Annotated in this window: 31 protein-coding genes and 1 rRNA gene; 27 read left to right on the forward strand and 5 right to left on the reverse strand. The window is 43.3% G+C overall.

The window, feature by feature from the left end:
• The 4 genes from rrf to AC5RDS_RS13850 all read left to right on the forward strand — a co-directional run.
• A 5S ribosomal RNA gene (gene rrf, locus AC5RDS_RS13835) occupies positions 1 to 90 on the forward strand; the annotation flags it as partial.
• 234 nt (positions 91 to 324) lie between these two features.
• Complete coding sequence (locus AC5RDS_RS13840) at positions 325 to 669, forward strand: hypothetical protein (protein WP_147348244.1); 345 nt, start codon at positions 325 to 327, stop codon at positions 667 to 669.
• Positions 670 to 680: 11 nt separating this feature from the next.
• Positions 681 to 989 (forward strand): hypothetical protein, encoded by a 309-nt coding sequence (locus AC5RDS_RS13845; RefSeq protein WP_118108417.1) that lies wholly within the window; start codon positions 681 to 683, stop codon positions 987 to 989.
• A 20-nt stretch (positions 990 to 1,009) separates the two neighbouring features.
• Positions 1,010 to 1,318 carry a hypothetical protein gene (locus AC5RDS_RS13850; RefSeq protein WP_195329132.1) on the forward strand — a complete coding sequence of 103 codons (309 nt, stop codon included), beginning with the start codon at positions 1,010 to 1,012 and terminating at the stop codon, positions 1,316 to 1,318.
• A gap of 189 nt (positions 1,319 to 1,507) precedes the next feature.
• On the opposite strand, the gene AC5RDS_RS13855 is transcribed toward AC5RDS_RS13850, so the two are convergent.
• Positions 1,508 to 2,227, reverse strand: coding sequence for a Crp/Fnr family transcriptional regulator (locus tag AC5RDS_RS13855; RefSeq protein ID WP_013612323.1), 720 nt, complete (start codon positions 2,225 to 2,227; stop codon positions 1,508 to 1,510).
• 2 nt (positions 2,228 to 2,229) lie between these two features.
• A complete protein-coding gene (locus AC5RDS_RS13860; protein ID WP_022159716.1) occupies positions 2,230 to 3,798 on the reverse strand; it encodes an NAD+ synthase in 1,569 nt (522 codons plus the stop codon).
• Positions 3,799 to 3,938: 140 nt separating this feature from the next.
• On the opposite strand from AC5RDS_RS13860, the gene gldB reads away from it, so the two are divergent.
• Both gldB and AC5RDS_RS13870 read left to right on the forward strand, forming a co-directional pair.
• Positions 3,939 to 4,943: a gliding motility lipoprotein GldB gene (gene gldB, locus AC5RDS_RS13865; protein ID WP_046404222.1), complete on the forward strand. Its 1,005-nt coding sequence runs from the start codon at positions 3,939 to 3,941 to the stop codon at positions 4,941 to 4,943.
• A gap of 142 nt (positions 4,944 to 5,085) precedes the next feature.
• Positions 5,086 to 5,619 (forward strand): 5-formyltetrahydrofolate cyclo-ligase, encoded by a 534-nt coding sequence (locus tag AC5RDS_RS13870; protein ID WP_013612320.1) that lies wholly within the window; start codon positions 5,086 to 5,088, stop codon positions 5,617 to 5,619.
• A 60-nt stretch (positions 5,620 to 5,679) separates the two neighbouring features.
• On the opposite strand, the gene fdxA is transcribed toward AC5RDS_RS13870, so the two are convergent.
• Positions 5,680 to 5,850 (reverse strand): 4Fe-4S ferredoxin, encoded by a 171-nt coding sequence (gene fdxA / locus AC5RDS_RS13875; protein ID WP_013612319.1) that lies wholly within the window; start codon positions 5,848 to 5,850, stop codon positions 5,680 to 5,682.
• 238 nt (positions 5,851 to 6,088) lie between these two features.
• Between fdxA and AC5RDS_RS13880 the strand changes: the two genes are divergently transcribed.
• The 5 genes from AC5RDS_RS13880 to AC5RDS_RS13900 are packed head-to-tail and all read left to right on the forward strand — an operon-like array spanning position 6,089 to position 9,301.
• Positions 6,089 to 6,661: a 50S ribosomal protein L25/general stress protein Ctc gene (locus tag AC5RDS_RS13880; RefSeq protein WP_046404224.1), complete on the forward strand. Its 573-nt coding sequence runs from the start codon at positions 6,089 to 6,091 to the stop codon at positions 6,659 to 6,661.
• Between the two features lie 10 nt (positions 6,662 to 6,671).
• Positions 6,672 to 7,241, forward strand: a complete 570-nt coding sequence (gene pth / locus AC5RDS_RS13885) for an aminoacyl-tRNA hydrolase (RefSeq protein WP_022159714.1) — start codon at positions 6,672 to 6,674, stop codon at positions 7,239 to 7,241.
• Between the two features lie 34 nt (positions 7,242 to 7,275).
• Entirely contained in the window at positions 7,276 to 7,668 is a 393-nt protein-coding gene (locus AC5RDS_RS13890; RefSeq protein WP_013612316.1) for an RNA-binding S4 domain-containing protein, read from the forward strand.
• A 26-nt stretch (positions 7,669 to 7,694) separates the two neighbouring features.
• On the forward strand, positions 7,695 to 8,246 hold the full coding sequence (locus AC5RDS_RS13895; RefSeq protein ID WP_013612315.1) for a DUF4924 family protein: 552 nt from the start codon (positions 7,695 to 7,697) through the stop codon (positions 8,244 to 8,246).
• Between the two features lie 11 nt (positions 8,247 to 8,257).
• Complete coding sequence (locus AC5RDS_RS13900) at positions 8,258 to 9,301, forward strand: DUF4097 family beta strand repeat-containing protein (protein ID WP_013612314.1); 1,044 nt, start codon at positions 8,258 to 8,260, stop codon at positions 9,299 to 9,301.
• Positions 9,302 to 9,314: 13 nt separating this feature from the next.
• On the opposite strand, the gene AC5RDS_RS13905 is transcribed toward AC5RDS_RS13900, so the two are convergent.
• Together AC5RDS_RS13905 and AC5RDS_RS13910 are read right to left on the reverse strand one after the other, a co-directional pair.
• Positions 9,315 to 10,016: a response regulator transcription factor gene (locus AC5RDS_RS13905; RefSeq protein ID WP_046404226.1), complete on the reverse strand. Its 702-nt coding sequence runs from the start codon at positions 10,014 to 10,016 to the stop codon at positions 9,315 to 9,317.
• Positions 10,017 to 10,070: 54 nt separating this feature from the next.
• A complete protein-coding gene (locus tag AC5RDS_RS13910; protein WP_494222376.1) occupies positions 10,071 to 12,236 on the reverse strand; it encodes a sensor histidine kinase in 2,166 nt (721 codons plus the stop codon).
• A 158-nt stretch (positions 12,237 to 12,394) separates the two neighbouring features.
• On the opposite strand from AC5RDS_RS13910, the gene AC5RDS_RS13915 reads away from it, so the two are divergent.
• From AC5RDS_RS13915 to hisG, 16 genes are all read left to right on the forward strand, one after another.
• Positions 12,395 to 13,147, forward strand: a complete 753-nt coding sequence (locus AC5RDS_RS13915) for a hypothetical protein (RefSeq protein ID WP_172720244.1) — start codon at positions 12,395 to 12,397, stop codon at positions 13,145 to 13,147.
• Between the two features lie 46 nt (positions 13,148 to 13,193).
• Positions 13,194 to 13,619 (forward strand): HU family DNA-binding protein, encoded by a 426-nt coding sequence (locus tag AC5RDS_RS13920; protein WP_046404230.1) that lies wholly within the window; start codon positions 13,194 to 13,196, stop codon positions 13,617 to 13,619.
• An 11-nt stretch (positions 13,620 to 13,630) separates the two neighbouring features.
• Positions 13,631 to 14,026 (forward strand): HU family DNA-binding protein, encoded by a 396-nt coding sequence (locus AC5RDS_RS13925; RefSeq protein WP_013612309.1) that lies wholly within the window; start codon positions 13,631 to 13,633, stop codon positions 14,024 to 14,026.
• A gap of 137 nt (positions 14,027 to 14,163) precedes the next feature.
• A complete protein-coding gene (locus AC5RDS_RS13930; RefSeq protein WP_195329134.1) occupies positions 14,164 to 15,906 on the forward strand; it encodes an O-antigen ligase family protein in 1,743 nt (580 codons plus the stop codon).
• Positions 15,907 to 16,070: 164 nt separating this feature from the next.
• Entirely contained in the window at positions 16,071 to 16,451 is a 381-nt protein-coding gene (locus AC5RDS_RS13935) for a magnetosome magnetite crystal formation protein family (protein ID WP_013612307.1), read from the forward strand.
• A 107-nt stretch (positions 16,452 to 16,558) separates the two neighbouring features.
• Positions 16,559 to 17,569 (forward strand): hypothetical protein, encoded by a 1,011-nt coding sequence (locus AC5RDS_RS13940; RefSeq protein WP_195329135.1) that lies wholly within the window; start codon positions 16,559 to 16,561, stop codon positions 17,567 to 17,569.
• 127 nt (positions 17,570 to 17,696) lie between these two features.
• A complete protein-coding gene (locus AC5RDS_RS13945) occupies positions 17,697 to 18,029 on the forward strand; it encodes a hypothetical protein (RefSeq protein ID WP_118104549.1) in 333 nt (110 codons plus the stop codon).
• Positions 18,030 to 18,436: 407 nt separating this feature from the next.
• On the forward strand, positions 18,437 to 19,075 hold the full coding sequence (locus AC5RDS_RS13950; RefSeq protein ID WP_118104547.1) for a hypothetical protein: 639 nt from the start codon (positions 18,437 to 18,439) through the stop codon (positions 19,073 to 19,075).
• A gap of 34 nt (positions 19,076 to 19,109) precedes the next feature.
• Positions 19,110 to 19,778: a hypothetical protein gene (locus tag AC5RDS_RS13955; RefSeq protein ID WP_046404238.1), complete on the forward strand. Its 669-nt coding sequence runs from the start codon at positions 19,110 to 19,112 to the stop codon at positions 19,776 to 19,778.
• 60 nt (positions 19,779 to 19,838) lie between these two features.
• Positions 19,839 to 20,222 (forward strand): magnetosome magnetite crystal formation protein family, encoded by a 384-nt coding sequence (locus AC5RDS_RS13960; protein ID WP_118104545.1) that lies wholly within the window; start codon positions 19,839 to 19,841, stop codon positions 20,220 to 20,222.
• A gap of 56 nt (positions 20,223 to 20,278) precedes the next feature.
• Entirely contained in the window at positions 20,279 to 20,923 is a 645-nt protein-coding gene (locus tag AC5RDS_RS13965; protein ID WP_046404242.1) for a hypothetical protein, read from the forward strand.
• Positions 20,924 to 20,988: 65 nt separating this feature from the next.
• Complete coding sequence (locus tag AC5RDS_RS13970; protein WP_195329136.1) at positions 20,989 to 22,932, forward strand: hypothetical protein; 1,944 nt, start codon at positions 20,989 to 20,991, stop codon at positions 22,930 to 22,932.
• Between the two features lie 25 nt (positions 22,933 to 22,957).
• Positions 22,958 to 23,185, forward strand: coding sequence for a hypothetical protein (locus AC5RDS_RS13975; RefSeq protein ID WP_118104541.1), 228 nt, complete (start codon positions 22,958 to 22,960; stop codon positions 23,183 to 23,185).
• 56 nt (positions 23,186 to 23,241) lie between these two features.
• Positions 23,242 to 23,790 (forward strand): hypothetical protein, encoded by a 549-nt coding sequence (locus AC5RDS_RS13980; protein ID WP_195329137.1) that lies wholly within the window; start codon positions 23,242 to 23,244, stop codon positions 23,788 to 23,790.
• Positions 23,762 to 24,097: a hypothetical protein gene (locus AC5RDS_RS13985; RefSeq protein WP_147348249.1), complete on the forward strand. Its 336-nt coding sequence runs from the start codon at positions 23,762 to 23,764 to the stop codon at positions 24,095 to 24,097. Before AC5RDS_RS13980 ends, AC5RDS_RS13985 begins: the two co-directional genes overlap by 29 nt.
• 312 nt (positions 24,098 to 24,409) lie before the next feature.
• The gene (gene hisG / locus AC5RDS_RS13990) at positions 24,410 to 25,267 is read left to right on the forward strand and encodes an ATP phosphoribosyltransferase (RefSeq protein ID WP_013612301.1); all 858 of its coding nucleotides are present in this window, start codon (positions 24,410 to 24,412) and stop codon (positions 25,265 to 25,267) included.
• Positions 25,268 to 25,285: the final 18 nt, after the last annotated feature.

The raw sequence follows: 25,285 nt of genomic DNA on the forward strand, positions 1-25,285 counted from the left end.
GATCCACCTCTTTCCATTCCGAACAGAGAAGTTAAGCCCCTGAGTGCCGATGGTACTGCCTTATGGTGGGAGAGTAGGTTGGCGCCGAATTATGAAAGCAGTCATGATTTATATTGTGACTGCTTTTTTTATGTTTATGAAAATAGCCCACGAGGACGGAGTTTCTGGGCTATTTTAGAGTTAAGGCTCCAGTAGCTTGTATGTTCCAGCCGCTACGGCTGCTATATTTTCGAAAAAAATATTCCGGAAAATTTTGTCCGCTACTTCTTTCCAGGAGTGTTATAAATAGGACAAATGCTTATTACTCTTCAGACTAAATTCCGAATGAGAAGGGTTAAAACAAGGAGTGAACCAGGAGGTGATGGTTTTTGGGGAACTTGCAGGAGCATTTATTCAGCAGTTGCTCCTTATGTTGTTGGAACGCTTATTGAAATGGGCGAAATAGTTGTATCTGTTTCGGAGGTAATGGTTGGTGGAGTTGCATTGATTATGTCTGTACTTTGTGTGTCGGATACCGATCCGAGCCCCTCATGTACAAAAAAGTATACAGATTGTATGAGTACTGATAATAAATATTCAAAAGCTAATAGTAATGGGTGGGGTGATACTTTATGTGCTGCCTGTTTAAGGGCTTGTATTAATAATGGAGGTATTTGGAACTGTAATTAGAATGAATTATCATGAAAGGCTTTGAGATAAGTATTAATGATGCAGCTCCTATTTTAGCCGCATCTGACGATATTGTGACTATTATTATCAGTATAGGATATTCTAATGGAAACTATATGCATGTCGGAGGGATGGATTCTTCCCATTATTATCTTAAGTGGTTCGGGAAACAACCTAAAATAAGTGATAAGATGAAAGTACGGATTTGTGAGATCGATACAGTTTCTCCGTATTATGAAAGATTCCCTTCTGATCGGGAAGAAATGAGAAAAGAATATGACGAACTTAAAAAGCAATTGGAAGAGGAGGGAAAATTATGATCGGATTGATTGTAAAATATATGGATAAAATATATAAAGTGGGGACTCCTGGCGAAGGAGTAACTCTGTCTTCTTGCATCGTACGGAAAGAATTTATTCTTGAAGCTGGAGGAATGCAGCATGGTTTCGTGGGTATATTTCGAAATCTGAGGGAAGGGATCGAATTTGAGGTGGAAGTGGCTGAATTTGATAAAGCTTCCGAGCCTCTTTCTGAAACGAATCAACCGATAATAGATCCGGATTATCCTCGTGAAGAAGATCCGGATTGGAAACTAAAACATTTCCGGAAATTAGAAAAGATTCTGAAAGAAGAAGGATTGCTTGATTAAAGCAGAAGCCTAAGCTGATTAAATGGGCCATTTTTGTAAATGGCTCATGAGCTTTAGGAGAGCGGATCTTAAGACGGAGATACCTCATTGTATGATTTAAATTCTCAGAAGGGTATCTCCTTTGAGCTATTTATTCTAGTCCGGTTTTTTGCTGCTTTATCGGTTATAAAAGAGTAGAGGTGATCGGGTTTACCCCTGATTATTGATTTGTTCGAGTTTTTCTTTATCTATGATTTTGATTTTTTTGCCGTTCAGTCCGACAATACCTTCTGTGGCAAAATTAGAAAGGGTACGGATAGCATTAGCCGTGGTCATGTTGGACAAGTTGGCCAGATCTTCCCGGGTGAGACAAATTTTTAACGTACAGCCATCGGCTTCGTAGCCATAAGTTTCCTTTAATACCAGCAAAGCTTCAGCCAGACGTCCCCGGATATGTTTTTGGGTGAGGGTTACTGTACGACGATGCGAAAAACCGAGGTCGGTTGCCAGTGCGCGGATAATACTCATGGCCAGGTCGGGTGTCGTTCGGACGATGTCTAAGATCAATTCGGTTTTAATCCGGCAAACGATAGAATCTTCAAGAGCTTCAGCCGAAGCGATGTGTATTTCTTCGGCGAAGAAAGCTCTGTAACCGATAAAACCGATCGGCTTGGCCATACGAACAATTTGTTGGCGTCCTCCGATACCCTCTTTATAAATTTTAGCTTTCCCCGTCAAAAGACAATGTAAGCCTGTCGGCATGTCTCCTTCCTGATAAATCAGGTCTCCTTTTTTATAGGAAATGCAGACTGTTGTTTCGATAATTTTTTGTTTTGCCGCATACCCTAGTTCTGAGAGTAAGGAATGAGGACTTTCGATACAGATTTGGCATAAACTGTCGTGTAAATCGCTATCAGTGATGATGGTCATAATTAAAAAGGATATTTTCTACCGTATCCGAAAGCTTTTTTAGAGATTTTGATGATCGGGGGACATTGAGCTCGTTTGTATTCATTTCGTTTTACCATTTGAATGACTTTTTCGACAGTAGCTTTCGGGTAACCTGCCTTTATAATCATTTCCGGTGAATGGTTTTCCTCCAGGTATAGTTTTAAGATACCGTCCAATTCGTTGTAGTCCGGTAAAGAGTCCTGATCTTTTTGATTCGGCCGTAATTCGGCTGATGGTGCTTTTTGTATAGTATTTTCCGGAATGATGATCTGATTCCGGTTGATATATCGGGCTAACGCATAGATATCGGTTTTAAAAACGTCTCCGATTGTACCCAGTGAACCGCAGAGATCGCCGTAAAGCGTGCCGTATCCGACAGCTGCTTCACTTTTATTGGAAGTATTCAGGGGAATATAACCGTATTTGTTAGACATGGCCATAACCAACATTCCCCGGGTACGAGCCTGAAGATTTTCTTCTGCTACATTGAAGGGCTGGTCTTTAAATAAAGGATGTAAGGCTTCCAGATATTGTTCGTAGATTGCTTTAATGGCAATGGTTTCATGGGGCATTCCGATATTTTCTGCCAGCGCTAACGCGTCTTGAACCGAATGTTCGGTGGAATAACATGAAGGCATTAAAAGTCCCATAACATTTTGTGCTCCTAAAGCTTCGGCAGCCAAAGCAGCGACTACGGCGGAATCGATACCTCCCGATAAGCCTAAGATAGCTTTTTGAAAACCGTTCTTTTCGAAGTAATCCCGGATACCGAAGACCAATGCTTTATGGAGCAGAGCGATCCGGTCTTGAGAAACAGGTGATTGAAGTGTAGGGGTACCTAATTTATTGGTATCGATAAGCTGAAAGTCTTCTGCAAATTCGTTCAATTGGCAAGCTTTCTTCCCTTTGTAGTTATAAACCATTGAATTACCGTCGAACAGTACAGAAGTATAACTTCCTACATGATTGACAGCGATCAGGTTTTTATTGTATTTTTGAGCCAAAGTGGCCAGTACTTTCCGTTTTTCCCGGCTACTATCGACAGTAAAAGGAGTCATACCGATAAAGATGACAAAGCTATCTGTTTTGTCGATGTATTCCGATTCGTATTCGTCGAATAAAATCCGTATATTTTGATTTTTATACCGGATCGGCGTATTATCTTCTCCTGCGATAAAATAACGGCTTTCACTGAAAATATCATAATCACTCAGGATGTTTTTATGAACACCGTCTACCACTTCCCCATTCTGGATAAAATAGGCTGAGTTGTACATAATACCATTTTCGCTATCCAAATTCGGTGCTCCTACAATAGCTGCAATTTGAGTACATGTGGCTGCGATTTTTTCTACGGCCATACGACAGGCATTTACAAATTCCTCTCTCTCCAGTAAATCCTGGGGCAATGCGCCGGAAACAGCCAGTTCAGGGAATAGGATCAGTTCTGCTTTTTGATTTTGAGCCTTTTGGATCGCAGAAATGATTTTTTCGCTATTTCCTTGAATATCTCCGGCTTTATAATTTAATTGTGGTATAGCAATGATCATAATTTAGTGTATTACAGGTTAAAAAGTCGTTCTGAGTCTCAGAGATTCTTACCGACTTTAAGCAACTATCGTATTACCTTTTTATCTTTTCGTTTATCTTTGCCGTAAAATTACGATTTTTAGTATCAAAATAATTAAAAATGGCCTTGAAGTTTCTTTTAATTCTAATAATTCTTGGTTTTTGGTTTTCCGGCTGTAAGAGAAATCCGGCTCCGGAAGTTAGGAATTTATTGAAAGATACGAAGATCGGACGTTTGGATCTGGATTTATTTCGTTTAGACACAGTGCTACCCGATTGGGGGGTACTGCAAAAAAAATACGGACGTTATTGGGATACCTATACAATCGGTGTGTTGCAGTTGGGGAGAGCCTCTGATTCTAATTTCTCCAATCTATTGGCCCTGTTTTTAAAAGATCCTGTTATGCGAGAGGTGGCCGATACGGTAGCTATCCGATATACAGATATCAGTGATCTGGAAAAACAGTTTTCACAAGCCTGGGCTTATTATCGTTATTATTTTCCTCAGCACACTCTCCCGGAAGTATATACCCATATTTCCGGATTTAATCAGTCTATTATCGTAGATAGTGCTGCTATCGGGATCAGCTTGGATAATTATTTAGGGAAAGACTGCATTTTTTATAGCATGCTTGCTGTGCCGGTGCCTGTTTATGCACGGCAGAAGATGACCCGGGAGGATATTGTCCGGGATGCCCTGACCGGTTGGTTGACGGTTGAATTTGTGTTTCGACCGTTGAAGAATGATTTGATTAGCGGGATGATCTATCAGGGGAAAATCATGTATTTGCTACAGCAGATTCTTCCCGAAGAGAAGGGATATCGCTTGTTGGGATTTACCGCAGAGCAAGAAGAATGGTGCCGGAATAATGAGGAACAGATCTGGCGGTTTCTGATCGAGAACGATTATTTATTCTCGACTCAACAACGCATCATGACGAAATATCTGAACGATGCTCCTTTTACATCGGGTATGCCTGTCGAATCACCTGGACGTGCAGTGGTGTGGACAGGATACCGTATTGTCGGAAAATATATGCAGAAAAAGAAGAATGTGTCCTTGGAAAGGTTGATGGCCGAACAAGATTATCATAAAATATTAAGGGAAGCGGGGTATAGGCCTTAGGGAGGTAAAAAGCGAAAGGCTAGAGGCTAAAAGCGAGGAGGGGGGGAGAAGTTGAAGGGGGGGATAAAAAGTAAAAGGTAAAAAGATAAAACAAAGAGGGGGAGGAAATGAAAGGTAGAAAGTAAAAAATAGAAAAAGGGTGATGGAAAAAAAAGAAATTAGAAAACAGATTCGGGAGATAAAAAAGCAGTATACGCTAGAGGATAAGAAAAGAATGTCCGCTTCCGTTTGGCAACAGGTGGAGCATAATGAGGTATTTCAACGGGCCCGGGTAGTGCTGGCTTATTGGTCGATGGACGACGAAGTGTTTACGCATGACTTTGTTTGTAAATGGGCAGAAGAAAAGACCATTTTATTACCTTGTGTAAAGGGGGATGAATTGGAAATCCGTTATTTCGACGGCCGCGAAAAATTGTGTCCCGGAGAAGGGTATGCTATTCCGGAGCCTGTCGGCCGGCTTTTTACCGATTTGAATAAAATCGATGTCATTTTGGTGCCGGGCGTCGCTTTTGACCGGACTTTGAATCGTTTAGGCCGGGGGAAAGGCTTTTATGATAAGATATTGTCACAGACGAAGGCTTGTAAAATAGGGATTTGTTTTGATTTTCAGTTGTTAGACCGGATTCCGACCGAAGTGCACGATGTCAGGATGACTCAGGTGATCAGTAGTCGGTAAGACTATAATAAATAAAGCGGAGCAAAAGCCCCGCTTTATTTTTTCATGCTGTTATAATATTTAAGCCTGTTTGATAGCTTCAACCGGGCAAACACCAGCACAAGTACCACAATCTGTACATGCATTAGGGTCAATTTCATAATGATCAGCACCCATGGAAATTGCTCCTACCGGGCATTCTCCTTCACATGTGCCGCATGAAATACAGTCATCAGATATTACGTAAGCCATTTCTTTATTTGTTTAATTGATTAATAATGGGCAAAAGTATAATCATTATTTGAAAGAAAAAAGTTTTTATTTGTTTTTTATATTTTCAAATCCGTTAGAGACCTCATATTTAAATTTATTTCCTATCTTTGCCCCCTGATTTTACGGGGAATAATTGAAATCGTGTAATGGGGAGACAGACTGGCTTATACCCCCGGAGTTGAAATCTGTTTCTGAGTAGCACAAAAAAAGATTTATTATGCAAGTGTTTGAATTACAGGGAGAATTGAGAACTGATCTGGGTAAAAAAGCGACTAATCTGCTGAGAGCTGAAGGGAAAGTACCTTGTGTTCTTTATGGTGGTAAAGAAAATGTACATTTTTCAGTGGTTGAAAAAGATTTGCAAAAATTGCTTTACACTCCGGTTGTATACATCGTAAAAGTAAATGTAGCAGGACAGAGCTACGAAGCTGTTATGCGTGAAATCCAGTTCCATCCCGTAAGCGACCGTGTATTGCACATGGATTTCTATCAGATCTCCGAAGATAAACCGGTGGTAATGGAAGTGCCTGTTAAATTACAGGGATTTGCTGAAGGTGTACAGGCTGGTGGTAAACTTTCTTTGGTAGTTAGAAAATTGAAAGTGAAAGCTATTCCTGCTAATCTGCCGGGAGAAATTGTATTGGATGTAACGAATCTGGGCTTAGGAAAATCTATTAAAGTGAAAGACCTGTCTTTTGAAAACTTTGAGATTGTAAATGCGAAAGAGGTTGTTGTTGCACAAATTAAACTGACTCGTGCTGCCCGTGCTGCTGCTCAGGAAGGAAAATAACAGATAAATTATGAAGTATCTTATTGTTGGGTTAGGAAATATCGGCCCGGAATATCAGGATACGCGGCATAATATCGGATTTAATGTATTGGACGCTTTTGCTAAAGCGTCCAATGCTGTTTTTGAAGATATGCGTTATGGGGCTGTTTGCGAAATGAAATTGAAAGGTCGGACCCTGGTCTTGCTGAAACCCAATACATACATGAACCTGAGTGGTAAAGCTGTCAGTTATTGGATGCAAAAAGAAAAGATCGCTCTGGAAGATTTGTTGGTTATTGTCGACGACCTGGCCTTACCTTTCGGGAAGATGCGTTTAAGAGCACAAGGAAGTGACGGAGGACATAACGGCTTGAAAAATATCAATGCCTTATTAGGCACCTCTGCTTATGCCCGTTTGAGATTCGGTATCGGTAATGATTTCCTGAAAGGACAGCAGATCGATTATGTGCTGGGAACATGGCAGGGCGAAGAAGCTGAGAAATTACCGGCTTTGTTGGAACGGGGTGGAGAAATTATTACTAGTTTTGTATTACAAGGTATTATAAGGACAATGAATACTTTTAATACAGACAGAAAGTAAAAAATTAAAGGGGAAAGGCTTAATTAGTGAAATCGTGGAGGAGAAAGTAAGAATAGATAAATGGCTTTGGGCAGTCCGGATATTTAAAACTCGTTCTCTGGCTGCTGAAGAATGTGGCAAAGGACATGTTACCATCGGAGATGTACATGTCAAGGCTTCCCGTGAACTGAAGGGAGGCGAGATTGTGAAAGTAAGGATTCCGCCTATTGAACGGCATTATCGGGTGAAGGCACTTACGGCGAAGCGGATGTCGGCACAATTGGCGGTTGATTTTGTGGAAGAGGTGACTCCACCTGAAAATTTGGCTTTGTTGAATGCGGTAAAAGTTTATGGCTTTGAATCGCGTCCCCGGGGGTTAGGGCGTCCCACGAAACGTGATCGCCGGATGATCGATAAAATGAAAGAAGGAGATGATTACGACTTGTAACCTATAAATTAAAACCAGATCGTATTGTGTTAATAGCCAGAGAGAAAAAAAAGAATAATATTGCCGAATATATTTTGTATATGTGGCAGCTTGAAGATATGCTCCGGGCTTTGAAGCTGGATATGGAGCAGGTAGATCGTTATCTGGTGGCCGGTTTCCAGGCGGATGAACGGACTTCGAAGGAAATTCATGATTGGTATGATAACCTGATCGCTATTATGCAAAAAGAAAAAGTGGAAGAGAAAGGGCATATTCAGGCCCTGAAAAATACAGTGGATGAACTGACCGAATTACACTTTTTCTTGTTGCACCAGGCTCATGACGGGAGATATCGGCAATTGGTGACCCAGGCGGCCGGAAATTTGGTGGAGTTTCGTAGGAAAGCCGGTGTGGACGATACGGTCTCGGATGTGGAATTGGCTTTAAACGGTTTGTATGGACAGCTGATGCTGAAATTACAAAAACGGGAGATTCATCCGGAAACGGTAGCGGCTATGGAATCGTTCAGTAAAATGATTGCTTATCTGGCTGCCCGTTACAAACAAATGGAAGAAGAAGCTGAAAATTCAAAATTTTAATCTGATAGAATATGAAAGTGCTGATTGCAGTGTTGTGCCTGTTGGTTGCGGGAATTCAATCGAAAGCCGAAACCAGTGAGAAAAAATATGAAAAAACTTATCCTAAAGCCGGAATCGAAGAGTTGGTGTTGTCCAACCAATATGGAAAAATGGAAATTGTTCAGGTGGATGGAGATGAGATCAAAGTAGCTGTAGCTATGAAGGTGACTGCTAAATCGGGGGTGAAAGCGGATGAAACACTCGAATTGATTCAGATAGTAGAAACGATTACCGGGCAATATCTCAATTTTAAGACCGAATTCGGGAAAGACATGGGATTGAAGCAGTTTCTGACCAACACGACATTAAATGTCGACTATAAAGTATCTGTTCCGAAAGGAATCAAGTTGAGATTGATCAGTACAAACGGCAATGTATACCTGACTAATTTTTCAGGTGAGGTAAATGCGGATATTCGTGTCGGGGATTTTAAAGCGACTGCTTTGAGCGGAGGAGAATTGTACATCAAGCAAGAGAAAGGAATTTTCAATGTAGAAGAGGTGGCTTTGATGAAAGGAGAGTTTCGGAATTGTACCATTCGGATTGCTTCCGGTGATGATGTTCGGTTAGAAACCAATGCTTGTGACGGAGAGTTGGAATCGATGGGTAAGCTGAACTTGCGCTCTTCCGGCGGGACAATGAAAATCGGGGATGTGGAAGAATTGACCGGTAGCTCGTCTTTTACCAAATATGAGGTACAGGATTTAGGTAGTTATGTGGATATGGATATGAAAATGGGGGAAATGAATATACGCAATATACAACTGTTGTTTTCCGAGATCCGTTTGAAAGGTTCTTTTACTAAAGTCGGGCTGACTTTTGAAAAAGATGCCGGTTATCATTTGGAAATCAAGCATAACAAATCGTTGAAAATGGGGTTGCCGGATGGAATGGAATTGGAACAAAAGTCTGCATCTGAAAGGAATATGACCGTCAGCTCGAAATTTGTAGGCAATCCGAAATATACCGGAGAGGTTTTACTGGAACTTTCCAATGGTAGTCTGTATATTCAATAAGGAAAAGTGCGGGTTATTCTCCGTTGATTTGCAAATAATATCCTTTATTGTAGAGGCTGACGATGTGCAGGGCAGGGTCGGCAGTGAGCAGTTTCCGCAATTGAGAGATATAGTTTTGTAGTAAAGTGATTTTGCTTTTGCTGTCGTTGTGCCAGAGTTGCCGGCAGATATCGGTGGCTGCACGGCATTGCCGGGGCGGACGGCATAAGAGTACCAGCACTTCTCCTAATGCGCCGGTCAGGGGAATGATGTTGGGACCGATACGCAGCGTAAAACTGTCGGTGCGGAATGTGGTGAGCTCCGAGAGCCGGAGGACGGTTTCTCCGGCGGAATCATTAGTTTTGCCGGAGGCATGGCGTTGCCATACGGCAGCGATGCGGGCACAGATTTCTTCGATATCGGCTTCTTTCCGGATAAAGTCGGCGGTGCCGCTTTTCAGCGACGGGACGCAATATTCGTTGTACGAACTCAGGATGAGCACCGGAATTTCCGCATCCACCTGCCGGATACGCTCGAATACTTCCAAGCCGTTGAGTCCGGGCATCCGGAAGTCCAGCAGTACCAGATCGGGAGAAATACGTTCGAAAGTCTCCCAGGCTTCGTCGCCGCTGTATGTCGTCACCACCTCATAACCTTCTTCTTCCAGAATTTCGGTCATTTCCTTTGCGGTGAGGCGGTTGTCTTCGGCATAAAGTAGTTTCGGTTTGCAGTCCATAGTAATGAGTTTGACGAGGGGAAATTAGAAATTTTAATTGAATATACCAACTTTTCATTCCCATTCGATCGTTTTGAATTTTTCGAGCAGCAGATTGATTTGATCCAGTAATTCCCTGTAAACGCCGAGATTCTTCCTGAGGGTTGCGCCGAGTATTTCCGGATCGGCGGTTTGCGGATACCGGATGTCCCGGAGCCGGGGTTGCAGGCTGCGGATAAAAAGCTGCACCTCTTCACGCTGGAAGCGTATGAAAGCTTGCTGGCGCCGGGCCATGTCCGTGGCGATCCGGTTGAACCGGATGGTCACCGACAGTCCCGCTAAGGCCAGGAAGAGCCCGAATCCGTAACGGCTGAACAACCGCAGCCAGGGATAAGCAAGCTGTACTTCTAACCGGTGGCCTTCGACATAACCGAGCGGTAGCGAACACTCTACCGGGAGAAATAATGCCTGTTGCTTTGTCCCGGCTCGCTCGATCGTCCGGCCCGCAGCATCGATGCGCCGGAATACCACCGGCAGACGGTTGGCGGAATACTTTCGGTAAGCGGGGAGAATACTGTCTACACGCCAGGCCGTATCACGTAGATCATAATATAAACCTCTGTATATGTGAGATTGGTTGATATGAGTGCCCATGGCCAAGGTTGTGTCCTGGCCGTTGTGCGTCACCGTAATGGTCTTGGTTTCGAAATCATTGCGGAAACAGTTGGTGTCTTCCCGCCATTTAAAAGAACTCGTATTGTTTTTAAAGATGGCTTCGTCGAGGTTCGGGAGTTCTTCGTTGACGAAGGCTCTCCGGTCGGCGATATATAGGTTGCCTGTCCAGAATAGTGCGGCAAACATTATGGCGACGATGAAACAGGAGTAGAACCGGGGGGATAGGTGAATCTTCCGGGAGCGGTGTTTTTGGCCGGGAGTGAATGTCAGTATAAAACGGCTGCCGTGTCCCGGCCGGCTGTCGAGGCGGAGCCGTGCTCCTATCCGGCGGGCGGTATTCCGGATATAAGTCAGCCCTATCCCGTGGTTGTCGCCTGTCGGAGCGGAACGGAAGCCGGGACGGAAAATCCGGCGGTGCAGGCGGCGGGGAATACCAGTGCCGTTGTCCTCGACCGTGAGGCGCAGTCGTCCCCGGCGGTCGGCATCACAGATGACGATGATGTTTGCTTCGGGTCCGGCATGGCGGAGGGCATTATCGATCAGGTTGCCGATAATGTGCGATAAGTGAAAGGAATCGCCCTGCACGATCGGCGTGTCGAGCCGATAGTCGACAGCGATACGCGAGGCATCGCCCCTGCCTCCGTAGCGGGCGGCCACTTCTTCGAGCATGCTCCGGAGATCGAATCCGGCCGTTTCTGGGTTCGTCCCCCAGTAGCCGGCCGAGCGGTCGATAAGTTGCGTCATTTCGTCGGTGATGGCTGCAAGCAGGTGACGGCATACATTCAGTTTTTCGTGTATTTTTTCTGCCGGCCATTCGCCGACATGTTGCAGCAGGTGTTGTTCGATATGGCAGCTGGTACAAAACGGGGTTTTCAGGTCGTGAATAAAAATAAGTTGTTTTTCCGTCAGGAGGTGATTGCGTTGCCGTCTCTTTTCCCACCGGAGAATAAGTAGGCCGAAAGACAGGGCAAATTGAAACGGGACGATGGAAAGCAACAGACCGTAACGTTGTCGCAGCCAAAAGCGGTTGAAGGGAAAATCGAACCAGGCCGTGAGCGTATCGGGTTCGAGATTGCCTAATTGGAATTGCGCGAAGTCCGGTTGCCGATACGGTGTCCGGCAGTCCGCCGGATAACGGTCGATGATTTTTCCCGTTGTATCCTGCCGGATAAAAACGGGGTTCAGGTCCTCCCAAGGGCAGAAATGCCGGAACCAGGCGGCAAGGCTGTCGATATTCCAGCTTTCCCGATTGAAATCGTAAAGTTTACGCCTGTAAAAAACAAGAAATAGTTGGCTATTCGTATCTATGTGAAAATATTTCCCTTTATAGGTATATGTCATGATCAGGCGCCCCTTCATACTAAAATCGTCAAGTCCGTTTGTCTCTTGTATGGGGCAGGTATATATTTCTTCTTTTATGGCATCTTCTATAAATTTTCCCGTAACATATCGGAAATCTCTTCTTTCCGCATGGTAAAGAGAATACAACCATCCTGCTTCCAGAAGCAATAATAGGATGATCATCAGATGGATATATCCGGATATGGAAAGGTGGCTTTTTTTCATTCGGTTAAAAATAGATTACTTTGAAACAATATCCAATTTTTTTCATGCCGGAAAAACGGAAAATTTTAAGAACAATTTGAGAACATTGGCTATTGGGCGGACCGGAAAAATATCATAAACTTATCCCAAATTTTCAAGTGCTAAGATTAGATATCGGAATGAATACGACTTTTTTGAAAAACGGACGGATGGTCCTCGGTATTTTGTTTGTTTTGGGATGTTGTGCCTGTTCGGACGAAAGTGTGCCGGCCGGGAAGGTTACGGAAGAATCGGTATACGACCGTATGGGGCGGTTGCATAATGAAGGATTGGATTATGTTTTGGAGCGGATTTCAGAGGAGGCTCCGTTTACCCGTAGCGGGACACGGGAACTTCCGCCGGCAGAAGAAATCCGGGATATGTGCGACGATTTTGCCCGTATGTGCGGATATGTCTGTCCGGCCCGGACAAGGGCCGGCAGTGAAGTGTCCGATGATTTTTCTTTTCTCTCCGTTGCGCAGCAGGAATGGGTAGGGCGTTTGAAAGCGGAGGTGCGACGGGTGACGCCTGAGCGGACGGAAGATTTTGCTATAGCCGTCGGACGGCTGGAACGACAGGTGGAACAGGACGGGCGCCTTGCCGCTTCCGAACGGGAAATCGTGCGCTATGCCATGGCCGTATGCCGTTATTCCGCGGTCTATTGGGCGGAAAACTATGAACGTTGGATGACGGAATTGTTCGGGGTGGGTAAGTTGCCTTTGAATCGTATGCGGACAAGGGGGGAAGAAACGCCTGTATCGAAGGAATGGTGGGAAAACTATAAAACCGTTGTTTGGAGCGATGGTATGAGTGCGGTTCAACGAGGGGAAAAATATTATCTCCAGGGAGCTATTGCCGGGTCTGTTGGGGAGGTTTTACAGGGTAATCAGTAGTATCTGCCTGTGCGGGATTTTTAATAAACCTTTAAAAAGTGAATCTATGAAAGTAAAAATCGTTCAACGGAAAAATCCGCAGAAACCCGATGAACCGGGTAAATTCTACGGTCAGCCGGTGCTCGACGGAGTGGTCGGGATGGATATGATCTGTCGTCAGATTGCGGGGCGTTCGTCGCTTACGGCCGGGGATGTAAAAAATGTGTTGACTAACTTTCTGGACGAGTTGCCTACTTATATGCTGATGAACCGCTCGGTGCAGTTGGAAGATTTCGGCATATTGCGGATCTCCTTCGGCAGCGAGGGGGTGGACCGGGCAGAGGATTTCTCGTCTTCTTTGATTCGTGGTGTAAAAATTGTTTTTACGCCGAGTGCAAAGATGAAGGAGCGGGTGAAATCGGAGATTACTTTCGAAGTGATCAACAGACCGGCGCCTTCGTCGTCTTCGGATACTCCCGGGGAGTCTGATTGATTGAGGGGAAGATGGCAGGTACTGCTATGAAAATCAGGTGGGTGTTGCGGCATAATCCGCAGAACCGTTTGTTGCCACCGAAATATTATGCTGCGCCGGTTTTTGCCGGTCGGCGGGATGCCGGGGAGATGATCCGGCAGATCGCCGGCCGGTCGGTTCTCTCGGCTGGAGACATTGTGGATGCGTTTGCGAATGCCGGAGAAGTGGCTGCCAACTGGCTGGCGGCCGGTTGTTCGGTGGAATTGCCGGAAATCGGCAGTTTGCTCCTGGAATTTTCGAGCGAGGGTTTTGACGATCCTGCCGATTTCCGTCCTGAGTCCCTGCGGGGGGTACGGCTTCGTTTCTATCCTTCCCGGCAATTGATGAAAGCGATAAAATCGCAATTGAACATATCTTTACCGGAATAGGGCCGGTTGTTTTCGGATTTTCTCCCGTATGTTTCGGTGAAAATATACGGAAGAAATTTCGGTTTGGTAGTACGAAATTGAAAAAACAAGCGCTTGTTTTCAGGAAAAGATACGGACGGATTTTTTGAAAGATACGGATGAATTTCGGAAAAGAAATAAAGAGGGCCATAAGAACGGCAGAGGGCCGGAGAAGAATCTTTTTCCGGTTTTTCCTGTTGATCGTTCTGGGAAATGTATTTTATTTTCCGGAGGGGTATGCCGACCGTTTTTTTACGCCGGGAATGCTTTGGACAGGGATTGCGGTGGGCGTGTCGGGGATGTTGTTTCCGTTCGTGGTGTCCGGACGTGTCGGTTTACCGGGACTGGCGTGTGTGGCTGTCGGGATACTGGCGGTGGTGGGCGGAAAGTCGGCCGGTGGCTTTTTTGCGTGGCAGACTGCGGCGTGGGGAGGGGCTATGTGGCTTTTATTCGTGATGACGGGATATTTTTCCGCCTGGGGGAAACCGGCCGACTGGTATGGGGGATTGTCGTTCGTGGGCGCGGTGGAAGCGTTTGCCGGAATCGGGCAATATGCCGGGATATGGCCGGTGTATAGTGCTTCTTTCCCGGTGACGGGGACATTCGACAATCCGGCAGGACTGGCGGCTTGTCTGGCAATCTGTTTCCCGGCGGCGCTTTATTTTATGGCTTCACGTCCTGTCGGTGCGAAAGTGTGGGGCGGATTATCGGCATTATCGATGGGGGCTGCGGTGGTTTTATCGGGTTCGCGCACCGGGATGGTGGCAGTGGGATGTCTGGCTGCGACTTCTGTTTACCGTTTCTTTTTGGGCGGTCGCTGGCCGGCTTGGAGGGTAAGGGCGGCGTTTGTTTCAGTGGGGGCGGTAATGCTCGCCGGCCTGTATTGCTGGAAGAAAGATTCGGCGGACGGTCGTCTGTTGGTATGGAATTGTTCGTTGGAGATGCTGGCCGATGCTCCCCTGACGGGACATGGACCGGATGCTTTTCAGGCAGAATATATGGATTATCAGGCCGGCTGGCTGGCGGAGCATCCGGAGGAAAAATGGGAACGGTTGGCCGGTAATGTCAGGCATCCTTTTAATGAGTATCTGCGGATTGCTGTCGAATACGGAGTGGCGGGACTGCTACTGGTTGCCGGGGTGATATGGCTGTTGTGGCGATGGTATCGTCGTTGCCGTCCGGAGGACCGTCCGTTGTACCGGAGTATCGGAGGGGCGGGGATTTGCGGTTTGTTTTCCTATCCGCTGAATTATCCGGCGGTATGCGTACTTTTGGTGTTGCTGCTGGGGGTGATTGTGCGTGGACGTCCCGTTTGCTTTTATGGAGGCCGGTGGTTTAAAACCGGAATAGGGGCTTTGGCCGTAGCGGTGTTGGCGGTTACTTTATATTGGAACCGGGCGGAACGTGAATGGCACCGCATTTCCTGTTTGTCTTTAAACGGCCGGACGGAGGAGGTGTTGACCGATTATGCCCGTTTATATCCTTTTATGCGCGAAAATCCCTTATTCCTTTACAATTACGGGGCGGAGCTGCATGTGGCGGGATTGTGGACGGCAAGCCTGAGTATATTGACAGAATGTGTCCGGGGCCTGAACGACACGGATGTACAGATGTTGCTGGCCGATAATTATAGCCGTTTGGGTGAATACGACCGGGCGGAACGGCATTACCGCCGTGCTGCCCGGATGTGTCCCAACCGTTTTATGCCGCTTTACCGTTTGGTGAAACTTTACGGGCAAACGGGGCGTGATGCCGAAGCCCGTCAGTTGGCCGGAGAGATTATCGTAAAGCCGGTGAAAGTGCCGTCGTTCCGGGTGGACCGGATGAAACGCGAAATGGAAAAGTATTTGCGAAAACCCTGACCTTCAAATCTTGTGCCATTCATGGATGTCGATATGCTCAAAATGTTCATGACGGATTGGGTGATTTTGAGAACAATTTGAGAACATTGGCCACTGTCCGTTTGATTGCTTATGTATAGTTTTGTCGAACTGGTAATTTGAAAAATCATTTAATATTTTAAGGTATGAAAAAGAGGATGTCGTTGTATACCTGGATGATCGTGGGAAATTTCATATTCCCTTTTATGAATGTTTTGTTTCCTTATCTTTATTGGAGGCAGAATCGGCAAACGGAAGATACAGCCTTTACGAAAGAGGCTTGTAATTTGTTGAATTTTCAAATATTGTTTTCTTTTATTATGATAGGGGTATTCGTATTTGGATGGTATCAGGCAATTGTGGGTTGGAGTATGGATGAGGCAGCTTCTTTCGGTTTTATGAAATGGGGATTGGTGGTTATGACGATGGTAAATATTATTTATCCGTTGGTAGTTATGCTTATTACTTCAGTCGGAAAGAAGACGTTTCGGGCCTGGCCGCCGACAATACCGTTTTTCCGGGCTTGAACAAGTGATGTATATTTCCGTTTAATGGAATCAGATGGTCATTGTGCTTTTACTTGTGTTAAGGAAAGAAAGAATCGTGGGAAAGTAAATTGATTAAATTTTTATATATGAAACTTCATGTTATTTTTAGATTAGCTACGTCACTTTATCGGAGTTGTTTTGTGTATGTTTTTGTCTTATTGTGTTTGGCTGGATTTTTGAATTCTTGCGAAAGAGAAGTTCTGAAGGGTGATGAAAAGATCGTTCAGGTAGAACCTGCTACCTGGCAAGAACAAATAAAATATGCGCAGAATAGAAACAGAATCGGCACAGAAACTTATAATTCCGATAGACCTTGTCTTTTGAACTACACCTATAAGGGAACAATTGAGTCGGAAACCGAACGTCAGAAATTATTGGAAGAACTTTTTGCCGATACCACTATGGTGGTTTGGTATAAGGACTTTTGGCATTTTGAAATTCTTTCTTTAAAAGAGGCTAAGGAAAAGGCAAAGGTTAGTGGAGGTGAACCTTATGTTTTAATTGAAGAGCAACTCCGTACAGGTATTTGTATCGGGATGGAGATGGTCGATCTAAAGTGGCTGTATAAGGGAAAAACTTATCATTCTACAGCTATTGTTTCTAATGAACATGGGGGTTTTGTATACGAACATATCGGTTATCGTGTGATCGATGCAGAAGAAGGTAGCTTTCAGGAAGACGATTATTCAGAAATGAATTCTTTACGTACAAAGACTTCTTCGGAAGGTGATGGGTCTGATCCTAATCCCGGTGGCGGAAGCGATATAATACTTAGATTTACTAAAATGAATTCTGTTAAAAATGCAGCAGGGATGGTGGTTGCAACCTATAATATAACAGTAAGATCTGTTTTTAATAGTGCGGGAATATTAATTGATCGTAATTTGAATGCAACTCACTCTGCGGCTTATGGATTTACTTGTACGGCTGATGTTCGGACAGTAAGCGGAACATTAAATTCTTCCAAATATCATGAATTTGCTTGGGGATATAGCTATGGTTCAGGTGTTTCTGTCTCATTAGGTTGGAATGGTTCTGGCTTTACGATATCGGGTGGAGGACAGGGAGCTACCGGGATAGAGATTCATAGACCATAAATAGAAAGAATCAATATATTATCCTGTTTTTTAGATATGAGAATGAGGAATCGAGAAAGGATATTAGAGGAAGATGCTTGTTAAAATATAGAATGATTGATTGATATTGACAATTAATAATGTGATTATGGAAAAAAGGATTTATTGGTTTTTAGGACTTTTAATAACAGGAATGTTTTGTGTTTCTTGTAGTGAAAATGAAGATGTTTCAGTACAGAGAAGGGTAACGGAGGCAGAATCTTCATTGAATCTTATAGCTCCGAATGGGGTTAAAATTATTTCTGACATTGCAGAATTGAAGAAAAAATTGAGCGAAGCGGTGGAAACACTTCAAGAAGATGAATTTGAAATCGTAGCTATTGATTTTTTCCCTTTGGTTGATAATTATTGTGTTAAAATAGTATACATGAAAAGTAATGGAAAAACAGGCTCTCTTGCTATATCGGATTTTGAATATTAGTCATCGGAAAATTTGATACGGATGAGAACACGTTCAGAAGATAGTGGTTCTGGTAATGTATAGACTTATCGTAAAAATCGCAGTTATCCGAGAGAATGTTCCGAAATATATTATCTTCCTGATCGTTGTTTGATCTTTTTGCCTGAAGCGGAATATGCTTCGGATAGAAATATTACTGTAAAACCGATGATGGTGCCTTTGTTTCGTGGGATCGGATTAAATGCAAAATGGAAGAGTATTTACAAAAAAGAACTAATTTATCAAATCTTGCGCCATTTATAGATGTCAATATTCTTAAAATGCTCATAATGGACTGGGAAATTTTGAGAACAATTTGAGAATATTGCTTATTGTCCAAATTATTGATGAGTTTTATTTTTGATGCCATAAACTGGAAGTTGAAAATTATGAAGAAATGGTTGTGTAAAATTTGTTTTTTATGGGAAAATAAAAATCGAACAGTTGTAATTTTTTTGTTGGTTGGATTGTTTGTAAGTCTGGGTTTTGTATATGTTTTATTGGTTAGAAATAAACGTCTGAATAAAGAAAATCGGTTATTACAACGCCAATATGAAGCTGTAGATAATGCTTTATTTCGTATGGAGGAAATGCAGAAGACTTACCTTCAGTATGAAAATATGAAAAAAATCGATGATATTGATTTGAAAACTGAAACGGATTCTATATTAAAATTATCCTCTTTGCTTGATGATAAGAAAAAAATTGTTGTAAGAATTAGTAATGCGGCTTGTGTTAGTTGTATACAGGATTTTTGTGCTGTGTTGTTTCAATATTTTTCTGGTTCAGAAATTATTTATATTTCGGATTATGGATCTGCTAAAGAACTGTTTTTTATGAAACAAATATTAGGTATAGAAAATCAGGTCTATAGAGTGGAAGCGTTAAAGTTGCCTATTGATAAAGAAAAGAAATTTTATGTGTTTATTATAGATAAAGATTTGTCGATAGAAAAGTTTTTTTTACCACATTATGAGCAAAAAGGATTAATGATCTATTATTTGGATTTATTGAAAAAAACGCTATAGCTATTTTGAATTATTGACTTAAAATTTTTGAATTATGAAAACTAAATTTTTGCTTCCTCTATGTATTTCTGTTGTTATGGGAGCGATGGTATTCATTTCCTGTGAACATGAACAAAATTATTCTGAATCAATTCAGAATGAAGAGGTAAACCAATTTTTGCAATCCTCGTATGGAAAAGATTTTTTGGAAAATTTCCATTTTCAAATAGAGGATTTAAATGTTGAGAAGTTAGCGTCGTTATCACAAAAAAATGATGTGAAATTATTATGTATTCCTGTAACTAAAAATGAAAAAGAATTAGGAAGATTATGTGTTATTTCTAATTCGCAAGGGAGAATATTTCAGGCTTTGTATGAAGATTGGAGTGAAGTTAATACAGAAGAAGGAGGAATGATGAAAGTATTTACAACTGATCATCAATATTTAGCGACATGGACAGTTACTCCGGAAATTGATAAATTTGCTTTAAAATTAACCGAAGTTGCTGATGTCTTTGATAATGGTATTGATCGGGTAAAAACAAAAACAGAATTTCCTGCAAAAACAGATAGTAATTGTACTGCTAAATGTTATGCTGCAGCAAAAGAAGCCTGTGATGCAGATCCTGAATGTAAAATTTTATGTGATTTGATTGATATGGCTACGGGTTGTATGGCCTCTCTTTCTATTGCAACAGCATGTGCTATTTATTGTAACTTTTGAATAAAAAGACTCAAGTTATAGAGTTTATAGAATGTTGAATAAAACTTATTGGTAATTAGGATGATGAAAAAGAGAATATTATTGTATGTTTGGATGATCGTGGGAAATTTCATATTTCCTTTTATGAATGTTTTGTTTCCTTATCTTTACTGGAAACAGAATCAACGAACGGAAGATGCAGCTTTTACGAAGGAGGCTTGTAATTTGTTGAATTTTCAAATACTGTTTTCTTTTATTATGATAGGGGTATTCGTATTTGGGTGGTATCGTGCAATTGTACATTGGAGTGTGGGTGAAGTTGGAGGTTGGGATTTTATCAAATGTGCATTTGTGCTTTGGTTGGCGGTGAATGTCGTTTATCCGTTGTTTATAGTATTTATTACTGCCGTCAAGGGAAAATCTTTTCGGGCTTGGCCGCCGACAATACCGTTTTTCCGGGCTTGAACAAGTATTTTTAGAGAAAGAATTTTATAAAACGATATATCGAAAAACATTAAGCGATGAAAACTTTAATCATTTTAGCGATTGCTATTTTAGGGTGTGTGAACGCCATGGGGCAACAAACGGTAGATCTGGACAAGGCGAGCCAGAGATTGAAAAAATCCGATTTGCCTTTCAAAAGTTGTAAGGTGATGGCTTATACGAATCAGGGGGTAGAGTATCGGGGCAAGGCTTGTGCTACATACCGGGATCTAAGCCGGAAACGTAAATCGCAGGAAGAAACGGGGGAAATGTACGTACCCTTCTGGTTCGAGGTCGGAAACGGATGCAAGCTTTTTTCTGCGGTGCTGAACGTTTCACCTTGCCTGACGGAAATGCTGGTGACTTATAAAGGTAACCGGGAAGCGGACCGGTTGGAGACAAAACTCTATTTTAACAATGATATTGCCGTGAAACAGTGGCAGCTGACTGCCGAAGGCGAGGTGATCGTCTATGAATTGGTTTTCGCCGGAGATACGGGCGAGGTGACGGAGGACGGTTTTGCAGGAGCGGAAGCTCAACGGGTGGATACCTACTACCGGATCAGTCGGGACGGGACGTTCGAACAAGCGAAAGAGGTGCGCTATGCGCCGAAGTATTATACGGCCGAAGAATTGGGCGATAAAACCAAAAACATTTGGGACGGAGACGAAACGGTGTTGTAAACAGAACTGTCGAACCATTAAAGGAAAGGTGCGGAAGCCTGGCTTTCGTACCTTTTTGTTGCAGGATGAAAAAGATTGTGTTACTATGGGGAGTTATCCTGGGATGTTGTGCCTGTATGGATCTGCCTGCGGACATAGAAGAGGCGTTGGCGCTGGCAGGAGGAAACCGACGGGAATTGAAGGCTGTGCTGAGGCATTACCGGCAGGATTCACTGAAATTCCGGGCTGCCTGTTTCCTGATCGCCAATATGCGTTGGCATTATTCGGACGATAGCGGATATTGCTTGTACAGTGATGCGAAAGATTCGGATTTATGTGATCTCCGGCGATTCGACCGGTCTTTCCTGATTTCTCATGTCGATCATGCTTTTGATGTGTGGGAGAGTTCGCCTTGTGCCGCAGGACTTTCTTTCTGTGAATTTTGTGAGTATATTTTGCCCTACAGAAGTTTGGCAGGATATCCGGATTGTTTTTCCGGGGCGGAACTGTATGATTTGTTCGGAAAGTATGCCGGTGCAGGGCAAGGGGATTCGCTGGCAGGTTACGTAGCGAGGTATAACCGGGTCAAGACGGATTTTGAGGGAGTGACGGGGAAACGATTGGCATTGGATAGTAGTTTGTACAGGCCGTTTTTTCCGGGACGGGAATGTACGGATGTGGCTGTGATCGGTTGTCAGATTCTCCGGGCTTGCGGATTGCCGGTGATGGTGGAATTTTGCAATGCTTACCGGGACTTTCCCGGCCGGCATTTTTATTGTACGGTCCGGGACGACCGGGGACGTTGGTGGCCCTTTAATCCGGAGACCTCCTTGCCCGGTGAGGGTAAATCGGTACCGGTGGAGCCGATGAATCTTTACCGGCAGTATTTCGGAGCACAGCGGGATAATCCCTTTTTTCTGAAAGCTGCGGGCGAATATGTGCCGCCTTTGTTCGACAATCCGTGTTTGCGGGAAGTAACGGGCGAATGTTCGGAGGTTTTCCGGGTAACTCTTCCTTGGACCGGGCCTGCGAAGAATCGGTTGGTTTATTTAGCGGCATTTCAGGCTTGGGGCGATATGGCGCCGGTGACCTGGGCTGAGGTGGATACGTTGAATGGCCGGGCGGTGTTTATACAGGTGATGCCGGATCGGTTGTATTTTCCGGTGTATTATGAAGGACGACGGATGTGCGTATTCGGTGAGCCTTTTGTGGTTGCCCGGGATTCACTCACGCCGGAAGGTTTTACAATACAGGCATTCCGGACGGACACCACCCGCCGGGGGACGGTTGTACTGACCCGGAAGTTTCCCCGTAAGCCGGCCATGATCCGCCTGGCCGAGAGGCTGGTAGGAGGAGTGTTCGTGGGAGCTAACCGGGAAGATTTTTCGGATGCCCGGGTGTTGTATACGCTTACCGAACCGCCTGTTCCCTGCTTGCAGGATGCGGTGCTGCGTCATCCGGGTGCCTTCCGTTATTATCGTTTTATCGCTCCGCCTGCCTTTCCGCAGGCTAATCTGGCGATGCTGGAATTTCTGACCCGCCGGGACCGCGGATATACAAATGTTGCCGAGCCGGGACCGGCGGCGGTATTGTCTCCTGACGACACATTGGCGGCAAAAGGAGAAAAATGGGTAAAATTGCTGGATGCACCTTCATGGGAGGAGATGAAATGGAAACCCGAATATGACGGGAATATGCTGACGGCTCCCGGTGCTTTCTCTACGATTACGCTGAGATTGGCACAACCGCAGGTGGTGGAACGGATCCGCTTTGCCCCGCAAAATGCCGATAACGGTATCCGGCGGGGAGATTTATACGAACTGTTTGGTTGGGGAAAACAAGGTTGGCATAGTTACGGCAAAAAGAGGGCTGAATATGAATTTTTGCTCTATGACCGCATTCCTGCCGGAGAAGTATTGTGGTTACGGAATTACTCCGAAGGCCGGGAAGAGCTGCCTTTTATCGTCGAACCGGCAGGAAATGCCGACGGGTTCGCCCAAAGATTTATCCGCTTGCCCGACAACAAATAGTAAATAATAATTGAAAGTAATAACTATGAGAAACAGAATTTTAATGACTATGGTAATCATCGTCATTGTTGGGATTGCAATACAAGGTATTATTGGAATAATTGCGGGAATAATTGTTGCGTCAATTGTGGGTATTGTTTATGCTCTTATTAAAAAAGATAAACTAATGAAAAAATGGTCAGTTGTTGTGTTTATTCTTAGCATTGTTTGTTTAATACTGTTTTATGTTTGTTTAATAAATTCAAATATGTAATGTGATTATATTTTATATGAGTTTTAATCAATGAAAATTATGTTAAATCAATCGTTATGAAGAAGGTAAATTTGTATTGTTTGTTAATCTCTGTTTTGTGTCTGATTTTTATTTGGGGTTGTGGACAAGGTACTAAATTAGAAAATTCTAATGACAGCTTGGAAGTTGAAATAAATTTAGCAAAATCTTTGTCTGTCAATAAGCAAGATTTGAAATTAATTGGTTTTAAAACATTTTATGTTTCAGATGAAAATGAAAGAATTAAAATAAAAGAACTTACACCTATAATTAAAGAAAAGGCTTCGAATTACTATATAGCAGAAGATGGTAGTTTTTTTAGAGTATATTTTCCTTTACATACAGCTATTGTCAAATGTAATGGTAAGATATATTATGCTGATGAAAAAGGTGTTGTCAAAACTGATGATGTTATTAATTTGGATGAGGTTGACGTGGCAGTTATTGGAAGAAAACGTTCAGAATATGTTAGAGGAACAGGTACAAATATTATTGAAGGTGATAAATTATTTTTAGCAACGCCATTATTAACCAATAGGAATATACTAAATAGAGGGTATGTGGGGGACAAAAAGTGCAAGTTATAATTTATGTGTTTTTGATTTAGGAGAGCAAATTGTAAATAGTAATGAATGTTGTGACGAGGTTGTGAAAATAAAAACGAGAAGTGAAGGAGGAGATGGTGGCAAAATTTCTTGTATGGCAAATCATGGTGGTAAAAATTGCTCGAATGCTTTTGGTATAAATAATGGGCGTTGTACTTTTAATCCTAATGTTTGTATGGACTATAATGGTTGGTTTACTGATTGTGTTAATGGAAAAGTGTCAAATTTCCCCGGAAGTGATTGCGACACAGCGATGGGGCGTGGAGAATGTTGGAATGAAATAATGTAGCAGGGAATGCCGACGGGTTCGCCCAAAGATTCATCCGGTTGCCGGACAAGCCGGATAAGTAAAAAATAGAATCAAAATCTGTTCGGAATATTTGCAATATTCTTTTTTTGTCATACATTTGTTCCGATAAAAAGAAAAAATGAGAAATAGTTTACATCATAACCATCATCATTGCCATCACTGTTTCAGGTGAGATGATGTTGTTATGCTGTTCGGTCTTCAATAAAAGTATAATAAGCTCGCCTGATTCAGGCGGGCTTTTTTTGTTTTTTGCCTGCCCGGATCAGTCGGGCGCTAACTCTAAATAGCGTTATGATAAACTTAAAAATTGCAATCCAGAAATCCGGCCGTTTAAATGAAGATTCCCTGACTTTACTGAAAGAATGCGGGATATCTATCAACAACGGAAAAGATCAGTTAATGGCCCAGGCCTCTAATTTCCGATTGGATGTATTGTATTTGAGGAATTCCGATATCCCGCAATATGTGCGAGATGGGGTGGCCGACATTGCCATCATCGGGGATAATACGGAAAAAGAGAAAAAAACGGGTATCCGTCATGTGCTCGACCTGGGGTTTTCCAGGTGCCGGTTATCGATAGCTGTACCTAAAAATGTCGATTTTCAGGACATCTCTTATTTACAGGGGAAAAAGATTGCGACTTCTTATCCGAACTCTTTAAAAGATTTTTTGACGGAAAACGATATAGAGGCTGAGATTCATGAGATTTCCGGTTCGGTGGAGATAGCTCCCAATATCGGATTGGCCGATGCGATTTGTGATTTGGTCAGTTCCGGGAGTACTTTGTTTAAAAACGGCCTGAAAGAGGTATATAAGATTTTTGAATCTCAGGCTATTTTGGTGGCTAATTCCGGTTTATGCGGTGAGAAGCAGGAATTGTTAGCCCAGTTGGTATTTCGGATTAAGGCTGTATTGGCTGCTAAATACAACAAATATATTTTACTGAATGCTCCTGAAAAAGCTTTGGATCGGATCTGTCGGCTTTTACCGGGAATGAAAAGTCCTACCATCATGCCTTTACGCGAAAACGGATGGGTGTCTGTTCATTCGGTTGTGAATGAAAATGAGTTTTGGGAAGTAATCGGTAAATTGAAGGAAGCCGGAGCGGAAGGGATTCTGATCGTGCCGATTGAAAAAATGATTTTGTAATACTGAAAAAGAGATAGC

Source organism: Odoribacter sp., assembly GCF_985060555.1.

Coding starts and splice junctions, on each gene's coding strand:
- AC5RDS_RS13980 (WP_195329137.1), top strand. CDS start 23,242: ATGAAGAAGGTAAATTTGTATTGTTTGTTAATCTCTGTTTTGTGTCTG.
- AC5RDS_RS13975 (WP_118104541.1), top strand. CDS start 22,958: ATGAGAAACAGAATTTTAATGACTATGGTAATCATCGTCATTGTTGGG.
- AC5RDS_RS13840 (WP_147348244.1), top strand. CDS start 325: ATGAGAAGGGTTAAAACAAGGAGTGAACCAGGAGGTGATGGTTTTTGG.
- AC5RDS_RS13880 (WP_046404224.1), top strand. CDS start 6,089: ATGCAAGTGTTTGAATTACAGGGAGAATTGAGAACTGATCTGGGTAAA.
- AC5RDS_RS13850 (WP_195329132.1), top strand. CDS start 1,010: ATGGATAAAATATATAAAGTGGGGACTCCTGGCGAAGGAGTAACTCTG.
- AC5RDS_RS13940 (WP_195329135.1), top strand. CDS start 16,559: ATGAAACTTCATGTTATTTTTAGATTAGCTACGTCACTTTATCGGAGT.
- AC5RDS_RS13870 (WP_013612320.1), top strand. CDS start 5,086: ATGGAAAAAAAAGAAATTAGAAAACAGATTCGGGAGATAAAAAAGCAG.
- AC5RDS_RS13930 (WP_195329134.1), top strand. CDS start 14,164: ATGAATTTCGGAAAAGAAATAAAGAGGGCCATAAGAACGGCAGAGGGC.
- AC5RDS_RS13910 (WP_494222376.1), bottom strand. CDS start 12,236: ATGAAAAAAAGCCACCTTTCCATATCCGGATATATCCATCTGATGATC.
- AC5RDS_RS13955 (WP_046404238.1), top strand. CDS start 19,110: ATGAAAACTAAATTTTTGCTTCCTCTATGTATTTCTGTTGTTATGGGA.
- gldB (WP_046404222.1), top strand. CDS start 3,939: ATGGCCTTGAAGTTTCTTTTAATTCTAATAATTCTTGGTTTTTGGTTT.
- AC5RDS_RS13970 (WP_195329136.1), top strand. CDS start 20,989: ATGAAAAAGATTGTGTTACTATGGGGAGTTATCCTGGGATGTTGTGCC.
- AC5RDS_RS13860 (WP_022159716.1), bottom strand. CDS start 3,798: ATGATCATTGCTATACCACAATTAAATTATAAAGCCGGAGATATTCAA.
- AC5RDS_RS13900 (WP_013612314.1), top strand. CDS start 8,258: ATGAAAGTGCTGATTGCAGTGTTGTGCCTGTTGGTTGCGGGAATTCAA.
- hisG (WP_013612301.1), top strand. CDS start 24,410: ATGATAAACTTAAAAATTGCAATCCAGAAATCCGGCCGTTTAAATGAA.
- pth (WP_022159714.1), top strand. CDS start 6,672: ATGAAGTATCTTATTGTTGGGTTAGGAAATATCGGCCCGGAATATCAG.
- AC5RDS_RS13915 (WP_172720244.1), top strand. CDS start 12,395: ATGAATACGACTTTTTTGAAAAACGGACGGATGGTCCTCGGTATTTTG.
- AC5RDS_RS13960 (WP_118104545.1), top strand. CDS start 19,839: ATGATGAAAAAGAGAATATTATTGTATGTTTGGATGATCGTGGGAAAT.
- AC5RDS_RS13925 (WP_013612309.1), top strand. CDS start 13,631: ATGGCAGGTACTGCTATGAAAATCAGGTGGGTGTTGCGGCATAATCCG.
- AC5RDS_RS13950 (WP_118104547.1), top strand. CDS start 18,437: ATGAAGAAATGGTTGTGTAAAATTTGTTTTTTATGGGAAAATAAAAAT.
- AC5RDS_RS13935 (WP_013612307.1), top strand. CDS start 16,071: ATGAAAAAGAGGATGTCGTTGTATACCTGGATGATCGTGGGAAATTTC.
- AC5RDS_RS13920 (WP_046404230.1), top strand. CDS start 13,194: ATGAAAGTAAAAATCGTTCAACGGAAAAATCCGCAGAAACCCGATGAA.
- AC5RDS_RS13965 (WP_046404242.1), top strand. CDS start 20,279: ATGAAAACTTTAATCATTTTAGCGATTGCTATTTTAGGGTGTGTGAAC.
- AC5RDS_RS13905 (WP_046404226.1), bottom strand. CDS start 10,016: ATGGACTGCAAACCGAAACTACTTTATGCCGAAGACAACCGCCTCACC.
- AC5RDS_RS13985 (WP_147348249.1), top strand. CDS start 23,762: ATGTGGGGGACAAAAAGTGCAAGTTATAATTTATGTGTTTTTGATTTA.
- AC5RDS_RS13845 (WP_118108417.1), top strand. CDS start 681: ATGAAAGGCTTTGAGATAAGTATTAATGATGCAGCTCCTATTTTAGCC.
- AC5RDS_RS13945 (WP_118104549.1), top strand. CDS start 17,697: ATGGAAAAAAGGATTTATTGGTTTTTAGGACTTTTAATAACAGGAATG.
- fdxA (WP_013612319.1), bottom strand. CDS start 5,850: ATGGCTTACGTAATATCTGATGACTGTATTTCATGCGGCACATGTGAA.
- AC5RDS_RS13855 (WP_013612323.1), bottom strand. CDS start 2,227: ATGACCATCATCACTGATAGCGATTTACACGACAGTTTATGCCAAATC.